The sequence below is a fragment of the Arthrobacter koreensis genome (assembly GCF_035792275.1).
Classification (GTDB): domain Bacteria; phylum Actinomycetota; class Actinomycetes; order Actinomycetales; family Micrococcaceae; genus Arthrobacter_B; species Arthrobacter_B koreensis_A.
Genome location: NZ_JAMWKK010000003.1, coordinates 18874 through 39188, shown reverse-complemented (window position 1 = coordinate 39188; position 20315 = coordinate 18874). Strand labels below are relative to the sequence as shown.

At 64.0% G+C, this 20315-nt stretch carries 17 protein-coding genes; 13 read left to right on the top strand and 4 right to left on the bottom strand.

Annotation, left to right across the window (positions count from 1 at the left end; all coding sequences use genetic code 11):
- Positions 1 to 2 precede the first annotated feature (2 nt).
- Entirely contained in the window at positions 3 to 614 is a 612-nt protein-coding gene (locus NGB94_RS03660) for an NAD(P)-binding oxidoreductase (RefSeq protein WP_325789176.1), read from the bottom strand.
- Positions 615 to 931: 317 nt separating this feature from the next.
- Here NGB94_RS03660 and NGB94_RS03655 point away from each other — a divergent pair, with 317 nt between their 5' ends.
- The 3 genes from NGB94_RS03655 (at position 932) to NGB94_RS03645 (ending at position 5484) form a co-directional block, all read left to right on the top strand.
- Positions 932 to 2731: an ABC transporter family substrate-binding protein gene (locus NGB94_RS03655; protein WP_152226623.1), complete on the top strand. Its 1800-nt coding sequence runs from the start codon at positions 932 to 934 to the stop codon at positions 2729 to 2731.
- A 195-nt stretch (positions 2732 to 2926) separates the two neighbouring features.
- Complete coding sequence (locus NGB94_RS03650; protein WP_325789174.1) at positions 2927 to 4468, top strand: ABC transporter permease; 1542 nt, start codon at positions 2927 to 2929, stop codon at positions 4466 to 4468.
- On the top strand, positions 4465 to 5484 hold the full coding sequence (locus NGB94_RS03645) for an ABC transporter permease (protein ID WP_325789173.1): 1020 nt from the start codon (positions 4465 to 4467) through the stop codon (positions 5482 to 5484). Before NGB94_RS03650 ends, NGB94_RS03645 begins: the two co-directional genes overlap by 4 nt.
- Before the next feature lie 35 nt (positions 5485 to 5519).
- On the opposite strand, the gene NGB94_RS03640 is transcribed toward NGB94_RS03645, so the two are convergent.
- On the bottom strand, positions 5520 to 6149 hold the full coding sequence (locus tag NGB94_RS03640; protein ID WP_325789171.1) for a PH domain-containing protein: 630 nt from the start codon (positions 6147 to 6149) through the stop codon (positions 5520 to 5522).
- A 91-nt stretch (positions 6150 to 6240) separates the two neighbouring features.
- Between NGB94_RS03640 and NGB94_RS03635 the strand changes: the two genes are divergently transcribed.
- The 7 genes from NGB94_RS03635 (at position 6241) to NGB94_RS03605 (ending at position 16412) form a co-directional block, all read left to right on the top strand.
- Entirely contained in the window at positions 6241 to 8073 is a 1833-nt protein-coding gene (locus NGB94_RS03635; protein WP_325789169.1) for an ABC transporter ATP-binding protein, read from the top strand.
- Positions 8074 to 8431: 358 nt separating this feature from the next.
- A complete protein-coding gene (locus tag NGB94_RS03630; RefSeq protein ID WP_325789167.1) occupies positions 8432 to 10063 on the top strand; it encodes an ABC transporter substrate-binding protein in 1632 nt (543 codons plus the stop codon).
- A 144-nt stretch (positions 10064 to 10207) separates the two neighbouring features.
- Positions 10208 to 11134, top strand: a complete 927-nt coding sequence (locus NGB94_RS03625; RefSeq protein WP_325789166.1) for an ABC transporter permease — start codon at positions 10208 to 10210, stop codon at positions 11132 to 11134.
- Positions 11127 to 12080, top strand: a complete 954-nt coding sequence (locus NGB94_RS03620) for an ABC transporter permease (RefSeq protein WP_325789164.1) — start codon at positions 11127 to 11129, stop codon at positions 12078 to 12080. The genes NGB94_RS03625 and NGB94_RS03620 overlap by 8 nt, the downstream gene beginning before the upstream one ends.
- A complete protein-coding gene (locus tag NGB94_RS03615) occupies positions 12077 to 13765 on the top strand; it encodes an ABC transporter ATP-binding protein (RefSeq protein ID WP_325789163.1) in 1689 nt (562 codons plus the stop codon). Before NGB94_RS03620 ends, NGB94_RS03615 begins: the two co-directional genes overlap by 4 nt.
- A gap of 213 nt (positions 13766 to 13978) precedes the next feature.
- The gene (gene typA, locus NGB94_RS03610) at positions 13979 to 15901 is read left to right on the top strand and encodes a translational GTPase TypA (RefSeq protein ID WP_325789162.1); all 1923 of its coding nucleotides are present in this window, start codon (positions 13979 to 13981) and stop codon (positions 15899 to 15901) included.
- A gap of 55 nt (positions 15902 to 15956) precedes the next feature.
- The gene (locus NGB94_RS03605; RefSeq protein ID WP_325789161.1) at positions 15957 to 16412 is read left to right on the top strand and encodes a hypothetical protein; all 456 of its coding nucleotides are present in this window, start codon (positions 15957 to 15959) and stop codon (positions 16410 to 16412) included.
- Here the strand turns inward: NGB94_RS03605 and NGB94_RS03600 are convergent.
- A complete protein-coding gene (locus NGB94_RS03600; protein ID WP_325789160.1) occupies positions 16409 to 16927 on the bottom strand; it encodes a winged helix-turn-helix domain-containing protein in 519 nt (172 codons plus the stop codon). The two genes, NGB94_RS03605 and NGB94_RS03600, sit on opposite strands and share 4 nt — an antisense overlap.
- Before the next feature lie 30 nt (positions 16928 to 16957).
- Positions 16958 to 17206 (bottom strand): hypothetical protein, encoded by a 249-nt coding sequence (locus NGB94_RS03595; protein ID WP_325789159.1) that lies wholly within the window; start codon positions 17204 to 17206, stop codon positions 16958 to 16960.
- A 124-nt stretch (positions 17207 to 17330) separates the two neighbouring features.
- Between NGB94_RS03595 and fdxA the strand changes: the two genes are divergently transcribed.
- From fdxA to NGB94_RS03580, 3 genes are all read left to right on the top strand, one after another.
- On the top strand, positions 17331 to 17654 hold the full coding sequence (gene fdxA / locus NGB94_RS03590; RefSeq protein ID WP_091602954.1) for a ferredoxin: 324 nt from the start codon (positions 17331 to 17333) through the stop codon (positions 17652 to 17654).
- Positions 17651 to 18805, top strand: a complete 1155-nt coding sequence (dapC, locus tag NGB94_RS03585; RefSeq protein WP_325789157.1) for a succinyldiaminopimelate transaminase — start codon at positions 17651 to 17653, stop codon at positions 18803 to 18805. Before fdxA ends, dapC begins: the two co-directional genes overlap by 4 nt.
- 187 nt (positions 18806 to 18992) lie before the next feature.
- Positions 18993 to 20285 carry a citrate synthase gene (locus NGB94_RS03580; RefSeq protein ID WP_325789155.1) on the top strand — a complete coding sequence of 431 codons (1293 nt, stop codon included), beginning with the start codon at positions 18993 to 18995 and terminating at the stop codon, positions 20283 to 20285.
- Positions 20286 to 20315: the final 30 nt, after the last annotated feature.

The window sequence follows — 20315 nt, the reverse complement described above, 5'->3', positions numbered from 1 at the left end:
GCTTAGCTGCTGACTCCCACTGCCTTGCCGATTGAATCCGCATCTTCGAGCAGGTCCAGCATGCAGGCGGCCAGGTCTGCGCGGGGAATCGAACCGCGCAGCGTACCGGGCTCCGAAGTCTGGAGTACCTGCCAGGAACCCGTCGGTTCCTTGTCGGTCAGGCCGGTGGGCCGGACAATCGTCCAATCCAGGCCGGAACCCTGCGCAGCCGCTTCCTGCTCATTGTGGTCGGCAAGCGGTTTTGCCAGGGCCACTTTCATCGCGATCCGAAGCGGGGCCGGCATCAGCGAGCCGGAGTCCCCGGCGCCCAGGGAGGACTGCACCATCAGCCGCTGCACACCCTGCTTCTTCATGGCGTCAATGACAGTGCGGGTGACGGCTGCCCGGTGCTTCGGGTTTCCCTTGGCGCCGCCCACCGTGACGACGACGGCGTCCGCACCGGCAACGGCCGACGCCGCGGCAGCGGGATCCCCGGCGTCCCCGGTAAGTACCCGGACGCCTTCCGGGCCCTGTCCGCTGCGGGAAAGGACTGTCACTTCGTGGCCTGCGGCCTGTGCGAGGGAGGCCAGCTTGGCGCCGGTTCCCTTCGAGCCGCCGATGATTGTGAGCTTCACAAGAGTCCTCCGCTGAGTGGGTGCGGGCCAGGTTCCCGGCCCCACCTGAATCCTATCCCTGCCCAAAAGGCCCTCAGAAGTGTGTGCGGGGGCACAATAGCGGCTCAAATACCATCACACCAGAGCATGCGGCGTAATGATAATTTTCAGGTTGCAAACGTGTAACAACCGTGTCGCGTCGGGAACCAAGTTACGGGCCGGTAGCAGTCCGCGGTCTACTCTCTTAGTCATATGCGACGAGGCACGCAGGATCTGCGCTGTCCGTGATTCCGGTAATCCCGCCGGAGACAATGACGCACTGAGAAATAGGAGGCGGAATGCGTTTTGCACGTATTTCCAAAGCAGTGGGTGTGGCAGCTGTTGCTGCTCTCGCACTGAGCGCCTGTGCAGCGAATCAGGGGACCACCGACGGCGGTTCCACTGACAGCGAGAGCACCGGCGGTTCTGTCCGCGTTGTGGAGGTTAACGCCTTCAGCTCGTTCAACAGCAACACGGCGAACGGCAACGTAGATATCAACGGCAAGATTGCGTACGCCACGCATTCCGGGTTCAACTACATCACCGATGAACTCAAGGTTGAGCCGCTGGAAGACTTCGGCACCTACGAAAAGGTCTCCGAGGATCCCCTGACGGTTAAGTACACCGTTAACGAAGGCGTGAACTGGTCCGACGGCGAGCCCGTCGACGCTGACGACCTCATGCTCCTCTGGGCCGTCAACTCCGGCCACTTCAACGACGCCACGCTGAACGAAGAAGGCGAGACCGTTTCCGGTACCACCTACTTCGACTACGCCGGTGACACCTCAGGCCTGAGCCTGACCGACGTTCCCGAAATCGGCGACGACGGCCGCTCCATCACCATGACCTACTCCGAGCCCTTCGCGGACTGGGAAGTTGCCTTTGGTGCCATGACCGACGGCGGCGTCAGCACCCCGGCGCACGTGGTTGCCGAGAAGGCCGGACTGGCCGACGGCGACGCGCTGATCGAACTCATCCAGAACACGCCCGCGGGCGACCCGGCAAACCCGGCTCCGGTCAACGAAGAGCTGAAGGCAGTTGCCGACTTCTGGAACACCGGCTTCGACACCAAGTCGCTGCCCTCGGATGCCTCCCTGTACCTCTCCAACGGTCCGTTCATTGTCTCGGAGATCGATCCCGAGAACTCCATGACCCTGACCCGCAACGAGGACTACAACTGGGGTCCTGAGCCCAAGATCGACGAGATCATCGTCCGTTACATCGGTGATGCTCCCGCCCAGGTCCAGGCTCTGAAGAACGGTGAAGTGGACATCATTGCTCCGCAGGCTTCGGCCGACACCGTGGAGCAGCTTGAAGCCATTGACGGTGTAACCATCAACTCCGGCAACCAGCTCTCCTACGACCACGTTGACCTGAACTTCTCCGGCGTCTTCGCCGACGAGAACGTGCGCACCGCCTTCATGAAGGTCATCCCGCGCCAGGCAATCGTTGACTCGATCGTCAAGAAGCTCAACCCGGATGCAGCTCCGCTGGATTCGCAGATCTTCCTGTCCGACCAGGACGGCTACGAAGACTCCGCCGCCAACAACGGCTCCTCCGAGTACGCCGAGGTTGACGTTGAAGGCGCCAAGGAACTGCTTGCCGGTGCCACCCCTGAAGTACGCATCATGTACAACAAGGACAACCCCAACCGCTCCGACGCCTACACGCTGATCGCCCAGTCTGCTTCCGAAGCCGGCTTCAAGGTCGTCGACGGCGGCCTGGGCGCCTCTGACTGGGGCTCCGCCCTGGGCACCGGCACCTACGACGCCTCCATCTTCGGCTGGATCAACTCGGGTGTCGGCGTGACCGGCGTACCGCAGCTGTTCAAGACCGGCGCTGCGTCCAACTACAGCGGCTTCTCCAACCCCGAAGCTGATGCCCTCATGGATCAGCTCATCCTGGAAACCGATGTTGAGAAGCAGAAGGAACTGCAGATCCAGATCGACAAGCTGATCTGGGACTCCTCCTTCGGCCTGCCGCTCTTCCAGTCGCCGGGCGTTGACGCGCACAGCGACAGCATTGGCGGGATCAACTCCTACATGCCGAACCAGACCGGTGTCTGGTGGAACTTCTGGGAATGGGAAGTTCTGGACTAATTCCTAGCCTCAACAGCTAAGCAATACCCGCAGGGCGCCGGGGCCTTTACGGTCCCGGCGCCCTGTCTTTTCCAAACCCCCATAGCAGCGGACAAGTGATTGGGATTAACCAAATTCCCCGCACTTATGACCTGCACTACACTTCAGCGAGTGCCGGGAGAACCCCCGGACCCGTTCTAATGAGGCTGACACTCTATGGTTACCTACATCGTCCGGCGGCTTTTGACCGCCGTGCTAATCCTCTTCGGGGCTTCGTTCCTGGTCTATCTCCTGACAGCGGCGTCAGGCGATCCACTCCAAGACCTGCGCGAGAATCCCGCACCCAACCGCGACGAGCTCATCCGTGCCAGGACTGAACTCCTTGACCTCGACGTTCCGGCACCCCTGCGCTACTTCTACTGGCTGGGCGGCGCCGTCAAGTGCCTGGCGCCGTTCGCGGCCACCTGCGACCTGGGCCAGAGCATCCAGGGCGAGCAGGTTACCGATGCCCTGGCCCGTGCCATGGGCGCCACGATCCTGCTCGTTACCACTGCCACCCTCCTGGCCATCATCGTGGGCATCTCGCTGGGCATCATCACGGCACTGCGCCAGTACAGCTCGCTGGACTACGGCGTCACCTTCATGGCGTTCCTCTTCTTCTCCCTGCCGATCTTCTGGCTCGCCGTCCTGCTTAAGGAATACGGCGCCATCGGCTTCAACAACTTCCTGGCAGATCCGCAAATACCTACATCCGTTGTCCTCTCCGTAGGAGCAGCAAGCGGCCTGATCTGGGTAGTCTTCGCCGGCGGAAACGCCCGCCGCAGGATCATTGCGTTCGTGGCAGGCTTCGCCGTCGCCGCCGGCCTGCTCTTCGTCCTGGGTGCCACCGGCTGGTTCGCCACCCCGAGCCTCGGCCCGGTTGTCATCGCCATCACAGGCGTAGCCATCGCCTACGGAGTGACGCTCCTCAGCGCGGGCCTGAAGAACCGCAAGGCCCTCTACTCGGCGCTGATTACCGTTGCCATTGGCATCGTGGCCTACTACGCCCTGCAGCCGCTCCTGAACTCCGCCACCTGGCTGATGATGCTCCTGCTCGCCCTGGCCACTGTCGCCGTGGGCTGCCTGGTCGGCTACCTGATGGGCGGATACGACCGCGGGCAGAGCATGCGCGGTGCGGCCCTGACCGGTCTGCTGGTCGGAGGGCTCATTGTCCTGGACCGCTTTATGTACGCCTGGCCGGCCTACATGGACAACTCCCGGATCCGCGACCGGCCGATCGCAACCGTCGGTGCCTCGACTCCCGGCCTGAACGGGGACTTCTGGATCAGCGGCGTTGATACTTTTACGCACCTGCTGCTGCCGACCATCGCCCTGCTGCTGGCCTCCCTGGCCAGCTACAGCCGCTACTCCCGCGCGTCGATGCTGGAAATCATGAACATGGACTACATTCGGACGGCACGCGCAAAGGGTCTCTCCGAGCGCACCGTGGTGATGCGCCATGCGTTCCGCAACGCCCTGATTCCGCTGGCCACCATCGTGGCCTTCGACATCGGTGCACTGATCGGCGGTGCGGTGATCACCGAGCAGGTCTTCGCGTTCAGCGGCATGGGCCAGCTGTTCGTCCAGGCGCTCCACCGGGTTGACCCCAACCCGATCATGGGGTTCTTCCTGGTGACCGGCATCCTGGCACTGGTGTTCAACCTGGTGGCAGACCTTGTTTATACCGTCCTTGATCCGCGCGTAAGGGTGAAGTCATGAGCACTACATTTTCAGCCGAAACCCCCTCCAACCCGCCCGGCACGGATCCCGACTCCCGCGGCAAGGCCAAGACCAAGGGCCTTTCACAGGGACAGATTGTCCGCAAGCGCTTCTTCGACAACACTGCCGCGATTATTTCGCTGGTTGTCTTCGCGCTGATCTGCATCCTGGCCTTCAGCTCCATCGGCTTTGCAGGCATTCCCGGCTGGTGGAAGTACGACTACCGCCAGTTCACCGAGCAGGTCAACGGTGGTGCACCCACCTTCGTGAACCTCTTCAACTGGGGTGAGCACCCCTTCGGCCAGGACCGCATTGGCCGTGACATGTTCGCCATGACCATGCGCGGCACACAGCAGTCCATCATCGTGATGTTCCTGGTGGGCATCATCGCCTGCATCGTGGGCTCGGTCGTCGGCGCGGTTGCCGGCTACTTCCGCGGCTGGGTCGAAGCTGTGCTGATGCGCCTGACCGACGTCGTCATCATCATCCCGATCATCGTCATGGCTGCAGTCCTGGGCCAGATTGCCAACCGCCTGGTCGGCGCCGGGATCGGCGTCATCCTGCTGGGCATCTTCCTTGGCCTGGCAACCTGGACATCACTGGCCCGGCTGGTCCGCGGTGAATTCCTCTCCCTGCGGGAGCGGGAGTTCGTCGATGCGGCACGGATCGCCGGAGCTTCCAACAACCGGATTATCTTCAAGCACATCCTGCCGAACGCCGTCGGCGTGATCATCGTGAACACCACGCTGCTCATGTCCACAGCAATCCTGCTGGAAACCTCCCTGAGCTACATCGGTTTCGGTGTGCAGCCCCCGGACACTTCGCTCGGCCTGCTGATCAGCCAGAACCAGGAAGCCTTCCAGACGCGCCCGTGGCTGTTCTGGTGGCCGGGCCTGTTCATCGTGGCAATCTGCCTGTGCATCAACTTCATTGGTGACGGACTGCGCGATGCCTTCGACCCGCGGCAGAAGAAGTTCAACGCCAAGAAGGTCAAGACCAAGACGGCCGGCAACTAATGCGGACGCTTTCCGCCGAAGCGGGGCCGGCTGTCCTAGGCCAGCCCCGCCACGGCGAACAGCACCGCGGCCGCCGCGGCAAGGCCCAGCATCCAGCGCCAGTTGAAACTCACCGCGGCCCGTGCGGCGTCGGTCTGGTCGGGATCGATCCGGCCGGCGTTGACCAGGACTTCCCAGCGTTCGCGCACCAAGCGGGCAGCCTGGCCGGAGTCCGTGTGGCTGAGGTCTCCCGGACGCACCGAACCGCCGGCGCCGTAGGTGGTGCCGGGGAGGTTCCGCAGGTGTTCGGGTTTGCCCGCATGGGTGCCCCAGACGCCGGGAGCGGGAGCAGCCCACGCCGTGTAGGAGCCCTTCGGGGTCACGAGCTTCAGCGCGTACTTGGTGTCCACGTGGATCAGTGCAGCCCACGGAACCTCAACGGTCCGGAAAGGGTTGTCCAGCCGGACGCCGAGTTCGGATACCCGGACGCTGGGATACCAGAACAGCCACGCCGCGCTGGCCGGAATCAGGAGCAGGGGAGCGGTGGCCAAAACGCCGCCGACGCCGCTGGTCCAGGCCGCGGAGACAACCGCGGCGGCCGTGAGGGCAACGGCAATGCCCACGAACCACTTGGTGGTTCGCGGACGGAAAACTTCGGTCACGGGCTCGCTCTGCGGGTTCGGCATACCCCCATCGTTACAGCATTTTCAGGCGCCTCCGTAATCGGCCCGGTGATCCGGGGCCGGCGCGCAGCCTGGACGGAAGGAAACCACCGCCATGACTGAAACCATCAGCACAACACAGGCGAGCTCAACGGGCCGGCCGCCGGTCCTCGAGGTCCGCGACCTCTCCGTGGACTTCGGCGTGGACAAAGAATGGGTTCCCGCCGCGATCGGCCTGAATTACCATGTGAACGCCGGAGAAGTCCTGGCGATCGTGGGCGAATCCGGCTCGGGCAAGAGCGCCAGCTCCATGGCCCTGCTGGGGCTGCTGCCCAAGAATTCCCGGGTAACCGGCGACGTCCTGCTGGACGGGGAACCGCTCCTGGGCCTCTCGCAGCACAAGCTGCGGCAGGTGCGCGGCAACGACGTCGCAGTCATCTTCCAGGAACCCATGACTGCGCTGAACCCCGTATATACGGTGGGTTTCCAGATTGTGGAGACACTCCGACTGCACAATGAGCTCTCACCGGACGAAGCAAAGAAGCGTGCCCTCAGGCTGCTGGACATGGTTGAACTGCCGGACCCGGAAAAGGCTTTTAGGTCCTACCCGCACCAGCTCTCCGGCGGCCAGCGCCAGCGCGCCATGATCGCCCAGTCACTCTCCTGTGATCCGAAACTGCTCATCGCCGATGAACCCACCACCGCCCTGGACGTGACGGTCCAGGCCGAGATCCTGGACCTGATGCGCAACCTGCGCAACAAGCTCAACTCGGCCATTGTTCTGATCACCCACGACATGGGCGTGGTTGCCGACCTGGCCGACCGCATAGCCGTGATGCGCCACGGTGTCATCGTGGAAACCGGGACCGCCAAGGAGATCTTCTCGAATCCCCAGCACCCGTACACCCGGGCGCTGCTTGAATCCGTCCCGCACCTGGGGCAGGGCGCAGACGGCGACGGCGACGTCGACGTCGTAGCGGCACTGGCCGCTGCGACTCACGTCGAGCTTGAATCCGTGGACCACGCTGAGCTCGAGCGGCGGGAAGCGGAAGTCCTCTCCGGCCTGCGGGCCGACGCCGCCGCAAAGCTTGAAGAATCAGGCGGAGAGCCGGTGCTGGTCCTGGAAAATGTGGCCATCGAGTACCCCAAGCAGGGCCGGGTTGCTGCCTTCCGGGCCGTTGAAGGAGCAAACCTCCGCATCCTGCCCGGCCAGGTCATGGGGCTGGTGGGCGAATCGGGTTCCGGCAAGACCACCATCGGCCGCGCCGCCGTCGGGCTTCTGCCGGTGGCCGAAGGCGAACTGCGGGTAGTGGGTACGGATATTTCCGAACTCAAGCCCAACTCCAAGGCCATGCACGCCCTGCGCCGCCAGGTGGGAATGGTCTTCCAGGACCCTTCATCCTCGCTGAACCCCCGCCTGCCCATTGGTGAGAGCATCGGCGAACCGATGTTCCTCGCCGGTGAGGCCAAGGGCGCTGCACTGCAGAACCGGATCGAGGAACTGCTCGACCAGGTTGAACTGCCCCGCGCATACCGGAACCGTTACCCGCATGAGCTCTCCGGCGGACAGAAGCAGCGTGTGGGCATTGCCCGCGCACTGTCGCTGAAGCCCAAGCTGATGGTGGCGGATGAGCCGACCTCGGCGCTGGATGTCTCAGTGCAGGCCAAGGTGCTGGAACTGTTCCAGAACCTGCAGCGCGAACTCGGCTTCGCCTGCCTGTTCGTGACCCACGACCTCGCAGTGGTGGACGTACTCGCAGACCACATCTGCGTGATGCGCAGCGGCCGGATTGTGGAACAGGGCACGCGTGACCAGATCCTGCGCAACCCCCAGGAAGAGTACACGCAGCGCCTGATCGCGGCAGTGCCGCTGCCCGACCCGGACAAGCAGCGCGAGCGCCGCGAGCTGCGGGCCAAGCTTGCGTCCTCCTCAATGGACGCGCGCTAGGTACGAATCCAGACAGCAGGAGGGTCCTCTTCGGAGGGCCCTCCTGCTTTTAGTGTCTGACGATCATAAGCAAGGTTCTTTGTCCAGCGAATCGCGTGGCGGATCTAACATCGTCCTCGAATCGTTATATCCGAGCCCTGCTCGATATACTTTTGTACACGGGGGACAGGCTTCGAGGGCATCCGCACAACGGGTTGCTCCTGCGGGCGTGTCCCCTTTTGGTTGCCCGGAAAACCCCGGGAAACCAAGGACCATTGCTGAGGTCTGAGGAAGAGACATTGGGATCCTCCCAGCAGCTGCTACCCGGGCATCAGCGCCGGAAACTAGACACCGGCTTCCTTTCTATCCAGGAGGCGGAATGCGTTTACAGCGCGTATCCAAGGTTGTCAGCGTGGCGGTGGTCGCCGCCCTAGCGCTGGGAGCCTGCGGCGGAGGCACCGAGAACACGAACTCCGCTGCCACCAGTACGAGTATTACGGCCAACGGCACCGAGCCGCAGAACCCGCTGCTCCCCGCCAACACCAACGAGGTGGGCGGCGGGCGGATCATGGACCTTCTGTTCGAAGGCCTTGTGAGCTACGACGCCGACGGCAAGACCGTCAATGAGATTGCCGAGTCCATCGAGACCGAGGACTCGCAGCACTACACAATTACCCTGAAGGACGGAAAGACCTTCTCCAACGGGGAACCTGTGACGGCTTCATCCTTCGTGGATGCATGGAACTTTGGGGCTGCTGCCAAGAACGCACAGCTGAACTCATACTTCTTCGAGAGCATCGAAGGCTATGACGAAGTCAGTGCCGAAGGCGCAACCGCAGAGACCATGAGCGGCCTGCAGGTTCTCGATGAGAAGACCTTTACCGTGACGCTCTCCCAGCCGGAATCCGACTGGCCGCTGCGTCTGGGCTACACCGCCTTCTACCCGCTGCCCGCCGAGGCCTTTGAGGACCCGGCAGCGTTCGGGGAAAACCCGGTAGGCAACGGCCCCTACATGCTGGCCGGTGACAACGCCTGGCAGCATGAAGTCCAGATCGACCTGGTTACCAACCCTGAGTACACGGGCACCCGCGTTCCGCAGAACACCGGTGTGACGTTCAAGTTCTACTCCTCCTACGATGCCGCGTACGCGGACCTGCAGGCGGACAACCTTGACGTACTGGACCAGATGCCGGCCGCAGCCCAGAAGACCTTCACGTCAGACCTGGGCGAGGGACGCTATTCGGAGAAGCCGACGGCCCAAAACCAGACGATCACCATTCCCCAGTACCTCGATGAGTTCTCCGGGGAAGCCGGTGCGCTGCGCCGCCAGGCCATCTCCATGGCAGTGAACCGCGAGGAAATCACTGACGTCATTTTCTCCGGTGCGCGGCAGCCGGCCAAGGACTTCACTGCGCCCGTCATTGAAGGGTTCAACTCCGAGCTCGCCGGCTCGGAAGTCCTGGCCTACAACCCCGAGCGTGCCAAGGAACTCTGGGCAGAAGCAGAAGCCATCTCCCCGTGGCCCGAGGGCAAGGCCTTCACCATCGGCTACAACGCCGACGGCGACCACAAGGAATGGGTTGACGCAGTGTGCAACTCCCTGAAGAACGTCCTCGGCGTGGACGCTCAGGGCAAGGCGTACTCGACGTTCAAGGAACTGCGTTCGGACGCCACTGCCAAGACTCTCTCCGGAGCCATCCGGACGGGCTGGCAGGCGGACTACCCGTCGCTGTACAACTTCCTCGGCCCGCTCTACGGAACCGGTGCCGGGTCCAACGACGGCGACTACACGAGCCAGGTATTCGACGACCTGCTCTCGCAGGGCCTGTCCGCGCCCACCGCTGAGGAAGGTGCGGCCATCTTCAACCAGGCCCAGGAAGTCCTGCTTCAGGACCTCCCGGTAGTACCGCTGTGGTACCAGGTATCCCAGACCGGCTGGAGCAGCAACGTCACTGACGTCGAAACCGGCTGGAACGGCGTGCCTGTCTACTACAACATCGCACGCAAGTAACCCTGGCCGGCGAGCCGGCGGCCGTTTCCCGTTTCCTGTCCGGCAGGCAGGAAGCGGGGAGCGGCCCCGGCCGCCTGCCGTCGGAACAGGATGGTTTTCCATGTTCAAACCAGCCCTTCGAACTGACCAGGGCAGGTCCCGCCGATGACCAGATACATTGCACGCCGGGTCCTGCAGATGATCCCGGTGTTCTTCGGGGCAACGCTGCTGGTCTATTTCCTCGTTTTCTCCCTCCCCGGAGACCCGATCGCCGCATTGTTCGGGGACCGGCCGGTCAACGAGGTGGTCGCGGCGCAGCTGCGTGAACAGTACAACCTGGACCAGCCCTTCATCGTTCAGTACTTCGAGTACCTGAAGAACCTGCTGACCTTCAACCTAGGCAACGACTTCTCCGGCCGTCCCGTGGCCGAAGTCCTGGCCCAGATTTTCCCGGTCACCATGCGCCTGGCTGTGCTGGCGCTGCTCTTCGAAGCAGTGTTCGGGATTGTCTTCGGCCTGATCGCAGGTTTGAAGAAGGGCCGTATCTTCGATGCCACCGTGCTTTTCGTTTCACTGGTGGTCATCGCCATTCCGGTCTTTGTGCTGGGTTTCCTGCTGCAGTTCATCATCGGCGTCAAACTCGGCTGGACAGCTCCCACTGTGGGGGCCAGTGCCGGCTGGAGCGACCTGATACTTCCCGCCGTCGTCCTGGGCCTGGCGTCCTTCGCCTACGTCCTGCGGCTGACGCGCACCTCAGTCATTGAAAACATGAATGCCGACTACGTCCGAACCGCCACGGCCAAGGGCCTCTCCCGCGGGCGCGTAGTTACCGTGCACATTCTGCGCAACTCCCTGATCCCGGTCATCACCTTCCTGGGTGCGGACCTGGGTGCGCTGATGGGCGGGGCGATCGTCACGGAAGGCATCTTCAACGTTCCCGGCGTCGGGCAGAAGCTCTACCAGGCCGTCATCCGCGGCGAAGGGCCCACCATCGTCTCCATCGTGAGCGTGCTGGTCCTTGTCTATGTGGTGGCGAACCTGCTGGTGGACCTGCTGTACGCCTGGCTGGACCCAAGGATCCGTTATGAGTAAGAGTTCCCGGACCCAGGAGCACTTTGTTGCGCCGGTGGATTCGGACGTACTGCCGGAGACCGACGCCGTCCAGGACGGCAAGGCCCCGCTGAGCATGTGGGGAGAGGCATGGCGGAACCTTCGCCGCAGGCCGCTGTTCATCATCTCCGCCCTGCTGATCCTGCTTATTATCGCCGTGGCAGCCTTTCCACAGCTCTTTACCCAGACGCCGCCGGACGGGGCCTGCTACCTGGCGGACTCCAACGCAGGACCGAGCCCCGGGCATCCGCTCGGATTCACCCTGCAGGGCTGCGATGTCTACTCGCGGCTGATCTACGGTACCCGTGCCTCCCTGCTGGTCGGCGTCATCACCACCGCTTCGGTGGTACTGCTGGGCGGAACCCTCGGCGCGCTCGCCGGCTACTACGGCGGCTGGCTGGACGCGGTAATCGCACGGCTGGGCGACATCTTCTTCGCGCTGCCGCTGATCCTGGGCGCCATCATCGTCATGCAGCTGCCCATGTTCCGCGAGAACCGCAACATCTGGACCGTCGTCCTCACCCTGGTGGTCTTCGGCTGGCCGCAAATCGCCCGCATCACGCGGGGAGCAGTGATTTCCGTGCGCAACGCGGACTTCGTCGTCGCCTCCCGCGCCCTGGGCGTCTCCCGGTTCCAGGCCCTGGTGAAGCATGTACTGCCCAACGCCCTGGCGCCGGTGATCGTGATTGCCACCATTTCGCTGGGTACCTTCATCGTGGCTGAAGCCACCCTGTCCTTCCTGGGGATCGGCCTGCCGCCGGACATCATGTCCTGGGGCAATGACATCTCCGCCGCCCAGACCTCGCTGCGCTCCAATCCGGCAGCGCTGCTGTGGCCGGCGGGGGCGCTGTCCGTCACCGTCCTCAGTTTCATCATGCTCGGCGACGCCGTGCGTGATGCCCTCGACCCGAAAGCCCGCAAGCTATGACCTCCACTGCCCAAAACCCGGCCACCGAGCCGGCACCGCTGCTGGACATCCGCTCGCTCGCGATTTCCTTCACGACCTCCAACGGCACGGTCAACGCCGTCCAGGACGCGAACCTGACCGTGCTTCCGGGTGAAACCGTGGCAATCGTGGGGGAGTCAGGTTCAGGAAAATCGACGACGGCGCTCGCGGCCATCGGACTGCTGCCCGGCAACGGACAGGTCAGCGCCGGCCAGATCTTCTTTGACGGTGAAGACATCACCCACGCCAGTGCCAAGCGCATCGTGGAGCTCCGCGGCAACTCGATCGGCATGGTGCCGCAGGATCCAATGTCCAACCTGAACCCGGTGTGGAAGATCGGCTTCCAGGTACGCGAGACGCTGAAGGCCAACGGCCGTCCCGCCACTGACGCGGACGTCGCCCGGGTGCTGGGCCAGGCAGGACTGCCCGACGCCGCCTCCCGCGCCAGGCAGTACCCGCACGAATTCTCCGGCGGCATGCGGCAGCGGGCCCTCATCGCCATCGGTCTTTCCTGCTCGCCGCGGCTGCTGATCGCAGACGAGCCGACTTCGGCGCTGGATGTGACGGTGCAGCGCCAGATCCTTGACCATCTGGAGTCGCTGACCAGGGAAATGGGAACAGCCGTGCTGCTGATCACCCATGACCTGGGCCTGGCTGCCGAACGTGCCCAGCGCGTGGTGGTGATGTACAAGGGGCGGGTCGTGGAATCCGGGCCGGCGCTGGAGATCCTCCGGAACCCGAAGCATCCCTACACCCGGCGGCTCGTCGAATCCGCGCCGTCGCTCGCGTCAAAGCGGATCGACAGCCTCCGGGACAGGGGTTTGGAGGCGCCGGCCCCGGCGGTTCCGGACGATGCGGCCAAGCCCGGCGTCATCGAAGTCCGCAACCTGACCAAGGTCTTCAGGCTGCGCAGCGGACTGGGGCGGCACACGGATTTCAAAGCCGTGGACAACGTTTCCTTCTCGGTTCCGCGGGGGACCACCACCGCCGTCGTCGGCGAATCCGGCTCGGGCAAGTCAACGGTTGCCCGTATGGTGCTGAACCTTGAAACCCCCACCAGCGGCAGCATCCTCTTTGACGGAGTGGACACGACCACCCTGGACCGGAAGAAGCTCTTCGCATTCCGGCGCCGCGTCCAGCCCATCTTCCAGGACCCCTACGGATCGCTGGACCCGATGTACAACATCTTCCACACGATCGAAGAGCCGCTGCGAGTCCATGGGATCGGGGACGCGGCCAGCCGGGCAGCGAAGGTCCGCAAGCTGCTGGACCAGGTGGCATTGCCGCAGTCCGTGATGCGCCGGTTCCCCAACGAACTCTCCGGCGGCCAGCGCCAGCGCGTTGCAGTGGCCCGTGCCCTTGCCCTGGATCCGGAAGTCGTCATCTGTGACGAAGCGGTCTCCGCCCTCGACGTCCTGGTGCAGGCACAGATCCTCAACCTGCTCGCCGAACTGCAGGCGGACCTCGGCCTGAGCTACCTGTTCATCACCCATGACCTGGCTGTTGTCCGGCAGATTGCGGACGATGTCTGCGTGATGCAGAAGGGAAAGGTGGTGGAAACCGGAAGCACGGAAGAAGTCTTCGGCAATCCGCAGCAGGACTACACCAAGGCCCTGCTCGCTGCGATCCCCGGAGCGGGCCTGGAACTGCCTCCCGAAGCGGCATGAGCGGTCCCGGGCGTGGCCGGCGGCCGAAGCGCATTAGGGAACCTTTGGCAAAACGACTAGAATGGTACGGTGCCCGCTGACGGCGGCCTCTCGGTGACTTCTTACACGTGTGTTCCAACGCAGCATTTGTACAGAACTGCCGGATTCTCCGGATCGATTCCGGACCACTGTGAATTATCCCCGAACTGTTACCTATGAATTGAGTCTTCACGCATGTCAGAAACCAACACGGCTGTAAACAGCGCAGTGCGTAGCGATCTCCGCAACGTTGCTATTGTGGCCCACGTTGACCACGGCAAAACGACCCTCGTCGACGCCATGCTCAAGCAGACGAACTCCTTTGCTTCGCACGGAGATGTCGAAGAACGCGTGATGGACTCAGGTGACCTGGAACGTGAAAAGGGCATCACCATCCTGGCCAAGAACACCACCGTGTTCTACAACGGTCCGGCTGCCAACGGCGAAACCATCACCATCAACGTGATCGACACCCCCGGCCACGCCGACTTCGGCGGTGAGGTCGAGCGCGGCCTGTCCATGGTCGACGGCGTTGTACTGCTCGTTGATGCCTCCGAGGGCCCGCTGCCGCAGACCCGCTTCGTGCTGCGCAAGGCGCTGGCCGCCAAGCTGCCCGTGGTGCTGCTGGTCAACAAGACCGACCGCCCCGACGCCCGCATCGACGAGGTTGTCAGCGAATCCATGGACCTGCTCCTTGGCCTGGCCTCCGACCTCGCCGACGAAGTTCCCGACCTTGATCTTGACCTGGTCCTGAACGTCCCCGTCGTCTACGCCGCTGCCCGCGTCGGTGCAGCGTCCCTGGAGCAGCCGGCAGACGGCCAGGCTCCCGCGAACGACAACCTGGAACCGCTGTTCAAGACCATCATCGACCACATCCCGGCTCCGACGTACGATCCCGAAGGTGTCCTTCAGGCTCACGTCACCAACCTGGATGCTTCCCCCTTCCTGGGCCGCCTCGCGCTGCTGCGCATCTTCAACGGCACCCTGCGCAAGGGCCAGCAGGTCGCCTGGGCCCGCCACGACGGCACCCTGAAGACCGTGAAGATCACCGAACTGCTGGCCACCAAGGCCCTCGAGCGTGTTCCCGCCGAGTCCGCAGGCCCCGGTGAAATCGTCGCCGTCGCCGGCATCGAAGACATCACCATTGGTGAAACCCTCACCGACGTGGAGAACCCGAAGCCGCTGCCGCTGATCACCGTGGACGATCCCGCGATCTCCATGACCATCGGCATCAACACCTCCCCGCTGGCCGGCAAGGTCAAGGGTGCGAAGGTCACCGCACGCCAGGTGAAGGACCGCCTGGACAAGGAACTGATCGGTAACGTTTCCCTGCGCGTCCTGCCCACCGAGCGTCCGGATGCCTGGGAAGTCCAGGGCCGCGGCGAGCTTGCCCTGGCGATCCTGGTTGAGCAGATGCGCCGTGAAGGCTTCGAACTCACCGTCGGCAAGCCGCAGGTTGTAACCAAGCTGGTTGACGGCAAGGTCCACGAGCCGATGGAACACATGACCATCGACGTGCCCGAGGAATACCTTGGCGCCGTGACCCAGCTGCTGGCAGCCCGCAAGGGCCGCATGGTCAACATGGCCAACCACGGCACCGGCTGGGTCCGCATGGAATTCATCGTTCCCGCCCGCGGCCTGATCGGCTTCCGCACCCGTTTCCTCACCGAAACCCGCGGCGCCGGCATCTCCGCATCCATCGCCGAGGGCTACGAGCCGTGGGCCGGTCCGATCGAATACCGCACCAACGGTTCGATGATCGCTGACCGCGCCGGCGTCGTCACGCCGTTCGCGATGATCAACCTGCAGGAACGCGGTTCCTTCTTCGTGGAGCCCACCTCCGAGGTATACGAAGGCATGATCGTCGGCGAGAACTCCCGCGCCGATGACATGGACGTGAACATCACCAAGGAAAAGAAGCTCACCAACATGCGTGCAGCATCCTCGGACACCTTCGAGAACCTGACCCCGCCGCGCAAGCTGACCCTCGAGGAATCCCTCGAATTCGCCCGCGAGGACGAGTGCGTGGAGGTCACCCCCGAAGCGATCCGCATCCGCAAGCTCATCCTGGACGCCAACGAGCGTGCCAAGGCCAACCGCGCCCGCGCGAAGGCCTAGTCCAATCGTCCAGTTCCAGGCACCAGGCCACGGGGTCCCGCGCTGGCGGGGCCCTGTGGCCGTGGTGCTTGGTGCCCTCGCCGCCGGCATCCTGGGAACGTCACTGCACGCCCAGGTGCTGTACGCAGGGGATACCCCGCTGCCGCTGGGTGCGGTCGGAGCGCTGGTCTTCAGCGCCGCCGTCGCGGTCTTTGCCGGCCTGTGGGCACGGTCAGTGGCAGTCAGCGCTGCCACCGGCGTGCTGACCTACGTCCTGCTCGGTGCCTTTTCCCTGGATGTCTTCAGTGGTCCGCTGATCGTCACCGGGACGTCCTCAGGACTGGACCTGGCGGTGGTAACGGCGGGGCTTATCTGGCTCTTTGGGCAGTCCCTGGCCACGGTGGCAGCGGTCCTGGTCACCGCCGTCGTACTTCGGCGCGAAGCCCGCTTTGAGCGTGCTGCTGCCGAGAGCCCCGTCCTGCCCTATGGAACCGACCCGGGCTACCGGCCCGGTCCGGATCCCCTCGGCTAGGCGGCTCCGGAAGCCAGCCGCTCGCTTGTGTGGTCCGCATGATGGGCCAGCATGAGGGATGTGGGCGTGCCGTCCGCGTCCGGCCCGCGCAAAGCATAATCGTCGAAAACCGCCCGCAGCTTGTCCATCAGGATGCGGCGGTTTTCCTCGTTAAGGCACAGGCCCATACGGACGACCTCGATGTCAGACGGGGGCAGTCCCTCGATTTCCTGCAGGAAGGTCTCAATGAAGACCATGTTGGCGCTCTCCGGCAGGGAGGTTTTCCAGCTCAGCCCGGTGGCGCGGTAGGGGATCTCCTTGGCACCGCGGTTTCCGGTCCGCGGCGTGCCGGCGGCGAGGAACCCGGTGCCCAGCAGGGTCCGCACATGATGCAGGGCCGTGGCAGGGTTCAAATCCAGTGCCTCGGCGATTTCCTTGTTGGTGCGATCCGCGTGCAGGCACAAACGCAGGATCCGCAGGCGGACCGGAGAGCTCAGCGCCCGTCCCCGGGCCTGAATCACATCATCGTTTGGCATCAACCCAGCATACGCCGGGCTGGCGGACCCCTAGTCCGGAGCGCCGGGGTTCCGGGGCCTGCGGCGTTCCGGGGCCGGGGGAACCGGTTTTCCCGCCGTCACCCGGGACCACTCTATGGTTACCGGCCCGGTGCGGGTCTCTATGGTGCATCCCTCCGCGTCCAGGGCGGTGATGGTTCCGAGGGCGTCGGTCAGTCCGCCGTCAATCCGGTAACGCACGACGGCGCGCTGCCCGGTACCGGCGGCACGCAGGCGTTCCTCGGGGGATGGGCTTCTCACCGTTACATAGTACGCGGCACCCTCCCGGCTGGGAGATAATGGTACGGACTACTAACGTGGAAGCATTACCTCGTGGAGACCTGCGGCGACGCGGGGATCCGCACACCAAGGAAGGCAAAGGGACGTGACGTACGTAATTGCGCAGCCATGCGTGGATGTAAAAGACAAGGCATGTATCGAAGAGTGCCCCGTGGACTGCATCTACGAAGGTGAACGCTCCCTCTACATCCACCCTGACGAATGCGTGGACTGCGGAGCCTGCGAACCGGTCTGCCCGGTCGAGGCCATCTACTACGAGGACGACACTCCCGAGGAATGGGCCGATTACTACAAGGCCAACGTCGAGTTCTTCGACGACCTGGGATCTCCCGGCGGCGCGGCGAAGCTTGGCAACACCCACAAGGATCACCCGCTGATCGCCGCACTTCCGCCGCAGAACCAGGGATGAGCGCACAAGCCTCCGGCAGCTTCGGACTGAACCTTCCCGAGTACCCGTGGGAAGCGATGGCGCCGTACGTGAAGCAGGCTTCGGCGCACGCTGACGGAACTGTGAACCTTTCGATCGGCACGCCGGTCGACCCCACCCCGGACTTCATCCAGGCGGCGCTTGCTGCCGCAGCGGATGCCCCCGGGTACCCCACGACGCACGGCACGCCCGAGCTGCGGGAAGGGATCGCGCAGTGGTTCGCCCGCCGCCGGTCCGTGCCCGGACTGGACCCGCAGGACATTATGCCCACGGTAGGGTCCAAGGAACTGGTGGCCTGGCTGCCGCTGCTGCTCGGACTTGGCGCAGGCGACGTCGTCGTACGTCCGACCGTGGCCTACCCAACGTACGACATGGGTGCGGTGCTTGCCGGTGCAACGCCCGTGGCCGCAGACGACCTCAGCGAACTCGATGAACAGACCCGGGCACGCGTACGGCTGGTCTGGATCAACTCTCCTGGCAACCCGACCGGCAGTGTGCGTGGTGCCGAATCGATGGCCGCCCTGGTCGCCCAGGCCCGGTCCCTCGGCGCCGTCGTAGCGTCGGATGAATGCTACGCCGAACTCGGCTGGGGCGAATGGGACACCGCACGCGGCGGCGCCCCGGTTCCCTCGGTCCTGGACCCGCGCGTCAGCGGAGGCAGCAGCGAGTCGCTGCTGGCCGTCTACTCGATGAGCAAGCAGTCCAACCTCGCCGGCTACCGCGCCGCTTTCGTGGCCGGCGACGGGGCGATCATTGCGAACCTGGTCAACAGCCGGAAGCATGCCGGCATGATTGTCCCGGCTCCCGTCCAGGCGGCCATGCTCGCAGCTCTGTCCGACGACCGGCACGTGGCGGAGCAGAAGGACAAGTACCGCGCCCGGCGCGAGATGCTGGTGCCGGCGCTGGAAGCGTTCGGACTGAAGATCAGCAGCTCCGAAGCCGGGCTCTACCTCTGGGCGACTGCCGGCGAGGACACCTGGACCACAGTGGAACGTTTCGCTGCCCTGGGCATCGTCGTCGGCCCCGGCGTTATCTACGGTGATGCAGGCGCAGGCTACGTGCGGGTTGCGCTGACGGGAAGCGACGAGCGGATCGCTGCGGCAGTCCGGCGGCTGGAAGCAGCCGCGGGCTGATTGGCCGGTGGCATCATGCACTCATGTTGCGCTTGCACAACAACATGGCCGCCGATTAGTTGTATCGCCCGGTAACCCGGTAGCGTTTTAGCGAAATAGATATAAGCACGAATGTGTACTATGGGCGCTCTTCTCACGAGGATGCGGGCCCGTAGCAGTGGGTTCTTCAAACTCCTGAAGGAGAAACATGACTGAGCGACCGAGTGCCGAGCTGCACTATGGGACCGACCCGGCGGACAAGCTGGAGCTGCCCCGCATCGCGGCCAACGAGGGCAACGACGGCTTCGACGTATCGAAGCTGCTGAAGCAGACCGGCACCGTTACTTTCGACCCCGGTTTTATGAACACCGCGGCCACAACCTCGGCGATCACTTACATCGACGGCGATGCCGGCATCCTGCGCTACCGCGGATACCCGATCGAGCAGCTGGCCAAGCACTCGAGCTTCCTTGAAACCTCGTACCTGCTCATCTACGGCAACCTGCCCACCCCGGCAGAGCTGGAGGCGTTCGACCACCGGATCCGCCGCCACACGCTGCTGCACGAGGACCTCAAGGGCTTCTTCGGCGGTTTCCCGCGCGACGCGCACCCGATGCCGGTGCTGTCCTCGGCCGTCAGCGCCCTGTCGACCTTCTACCAGGACTCGCTGGATCCCTTTGACGAGGAGCAGGTGGAACTCTCCACCGTTCGCCTCATGGCAAAGCTTCCCGTGATCGCGGCCTACGCGCACAAGAAGAGCATCGGCCAGCCCATGCTCTACCCGGACAACTCCATGAACCTGGTGGAGAACTTCATGCGGCTCTCCTTCGGCCTGCCCGCCGAACCGTACGAACTGAACCCGAAGCTGGTCAAGGCCCTGGACCTGCTGCTGATCCTGCACGCGGACCACGAGCAGAACTGCTCGACTTCCACCGTTCGGCTGGTCGGCAGTTCCAACGCCAACATGTTCGCCTCCATCTCGGCCGGCATCAGCGCACTCTTCGGCCCGCTCCACGGCGGTGCGAATGAGGCCGTGCTGAACATGCTCCGGGACATCCAGTCCACCGGCATGCAGCCGGAAACCTTCATGGAGAAGGTCAAGAACAAGGAAGACGGCGTGAAGCTCATGGGCTTCGGGCACCGCGTCTACAAGAACTACGATCCGCGCGCCAAGATCGTCAAGGCCACCGCACACGAAATCCTCGCGGACCTGGGCGGCAACGACGAACTGCTGGACATCGCCATGCGCCTCGAAGAGAAGGCCCTCGCGGATGACTACTTCATTGAGCGCAAGCTCTACCCGAACGTGGACTTCTACACCGGCCTGATCTACAAGGCGATGGGTTTCCCCGAGAAGATGTTCACCGTCCTCTTCGCGATCGGACGCCTCCCGGGCTGGATCGCCCAGTGGCGCGAAATGATGCAGGACCCGCAGACCAAGATCGGCCGTCCGCGGCAGCTGTACACGGGTGTCCAGGAACGCAACTACCCGGAGCGCTAAACCCGGCCCGGCATCGCCGGTTCCAGGCAG

Bases quoted from the DNA above. Each gene is read 5' to 3' on its own strand.
- NGB94_RS03625 (WP_325789166.1), top strand. From the start codon at position 10,208: ATGACCAGATACATTGCACGCCGGGTCCTGCAGATGATCCCGGTGTTC.
- NGB94_RS03600 (WP_325789160.1), bottom strand. From the start codon at position 16,927: ATGCCAAACGATGATGTGATTCAGGCCCGGGGACGGGCGCTGAGCTCT.
- dapC (WP_325789157.1), top strand. From the start codon at position 17,651: ATGAGCGCACAAGCCTCCGGCAGCTTCGGACTGAACCTTCCCGAGTAC.
- NGB94_RS03650 (WP_325789174.1), top strand. From the start codon at position 2,927: ATGGTTACCTACATCGTCCGGCGGCTTTTGACCGCCGTGCTAATCCTC.
- NGB94_RS03620 (WP_325789164.1), top strand. From the start codon at position 11,127: ATGAGTAAGAGTTCCCGGACCCAGGAGCACTTTGTTGCGCCGGTGGAT.
- NGB94_RS03615 (WP_325789163.1), top strand. From the start codon at position 12,077: ATGACCTCCACTGCCCAAAACCCGGCCACCGAGCCGGCACCGCTGCTG.
- NGB94_RS03640 (WP_325789171.1), bottom strand. From the start codon at position 6,149: ATGCCGAACCCGCAGAGCGAGCCCGTGACCGAAGTTTTCCGTCCGCGA.
- NGB94_RS03630 (WP_325789167.1), top strand. From the start codon at position 8,432: ATGCGTTTACAGCGCGTATCCAAGGTTGTCAGCGTGGCGGTGGTCGCC.
- typA (WP_325789162.1), top strand. From the start codon at position 13,979: ATGTCAGAAACCAACACGGCTGTAAACAGCGCAGTGCGTAGCGATCTC.
- NGB94_RS03645 (WP_325789173.1), top strand. From the start codon at position 4,465: ATGAGCACTACATTTTCAGCCGAAACCCCCTCCAACCCGCCCGGCACG.
- NGB94_RS03655 (WP_152226623.1), top strand. From the start codon at position 932: ATGCGTTTTGCACGTATTTCCAAAGCAGTGGGTGTGGCAGCTGTTGCT.
- NGB94_RS03635 (WP_325789169.1), top strand. From the start codon at position 6,241: ATGACTGAAACCATCAGCACAACACAGGCGAGCTCAACGGGCCGGCCG.
- NGB94_RS03580 (WP_325789155.1), top strand. From the start codon at position 18,993: ATGACTGAGCGACCGAGTGCCGAGCTGCACTATGGGACCGACCCGGCG.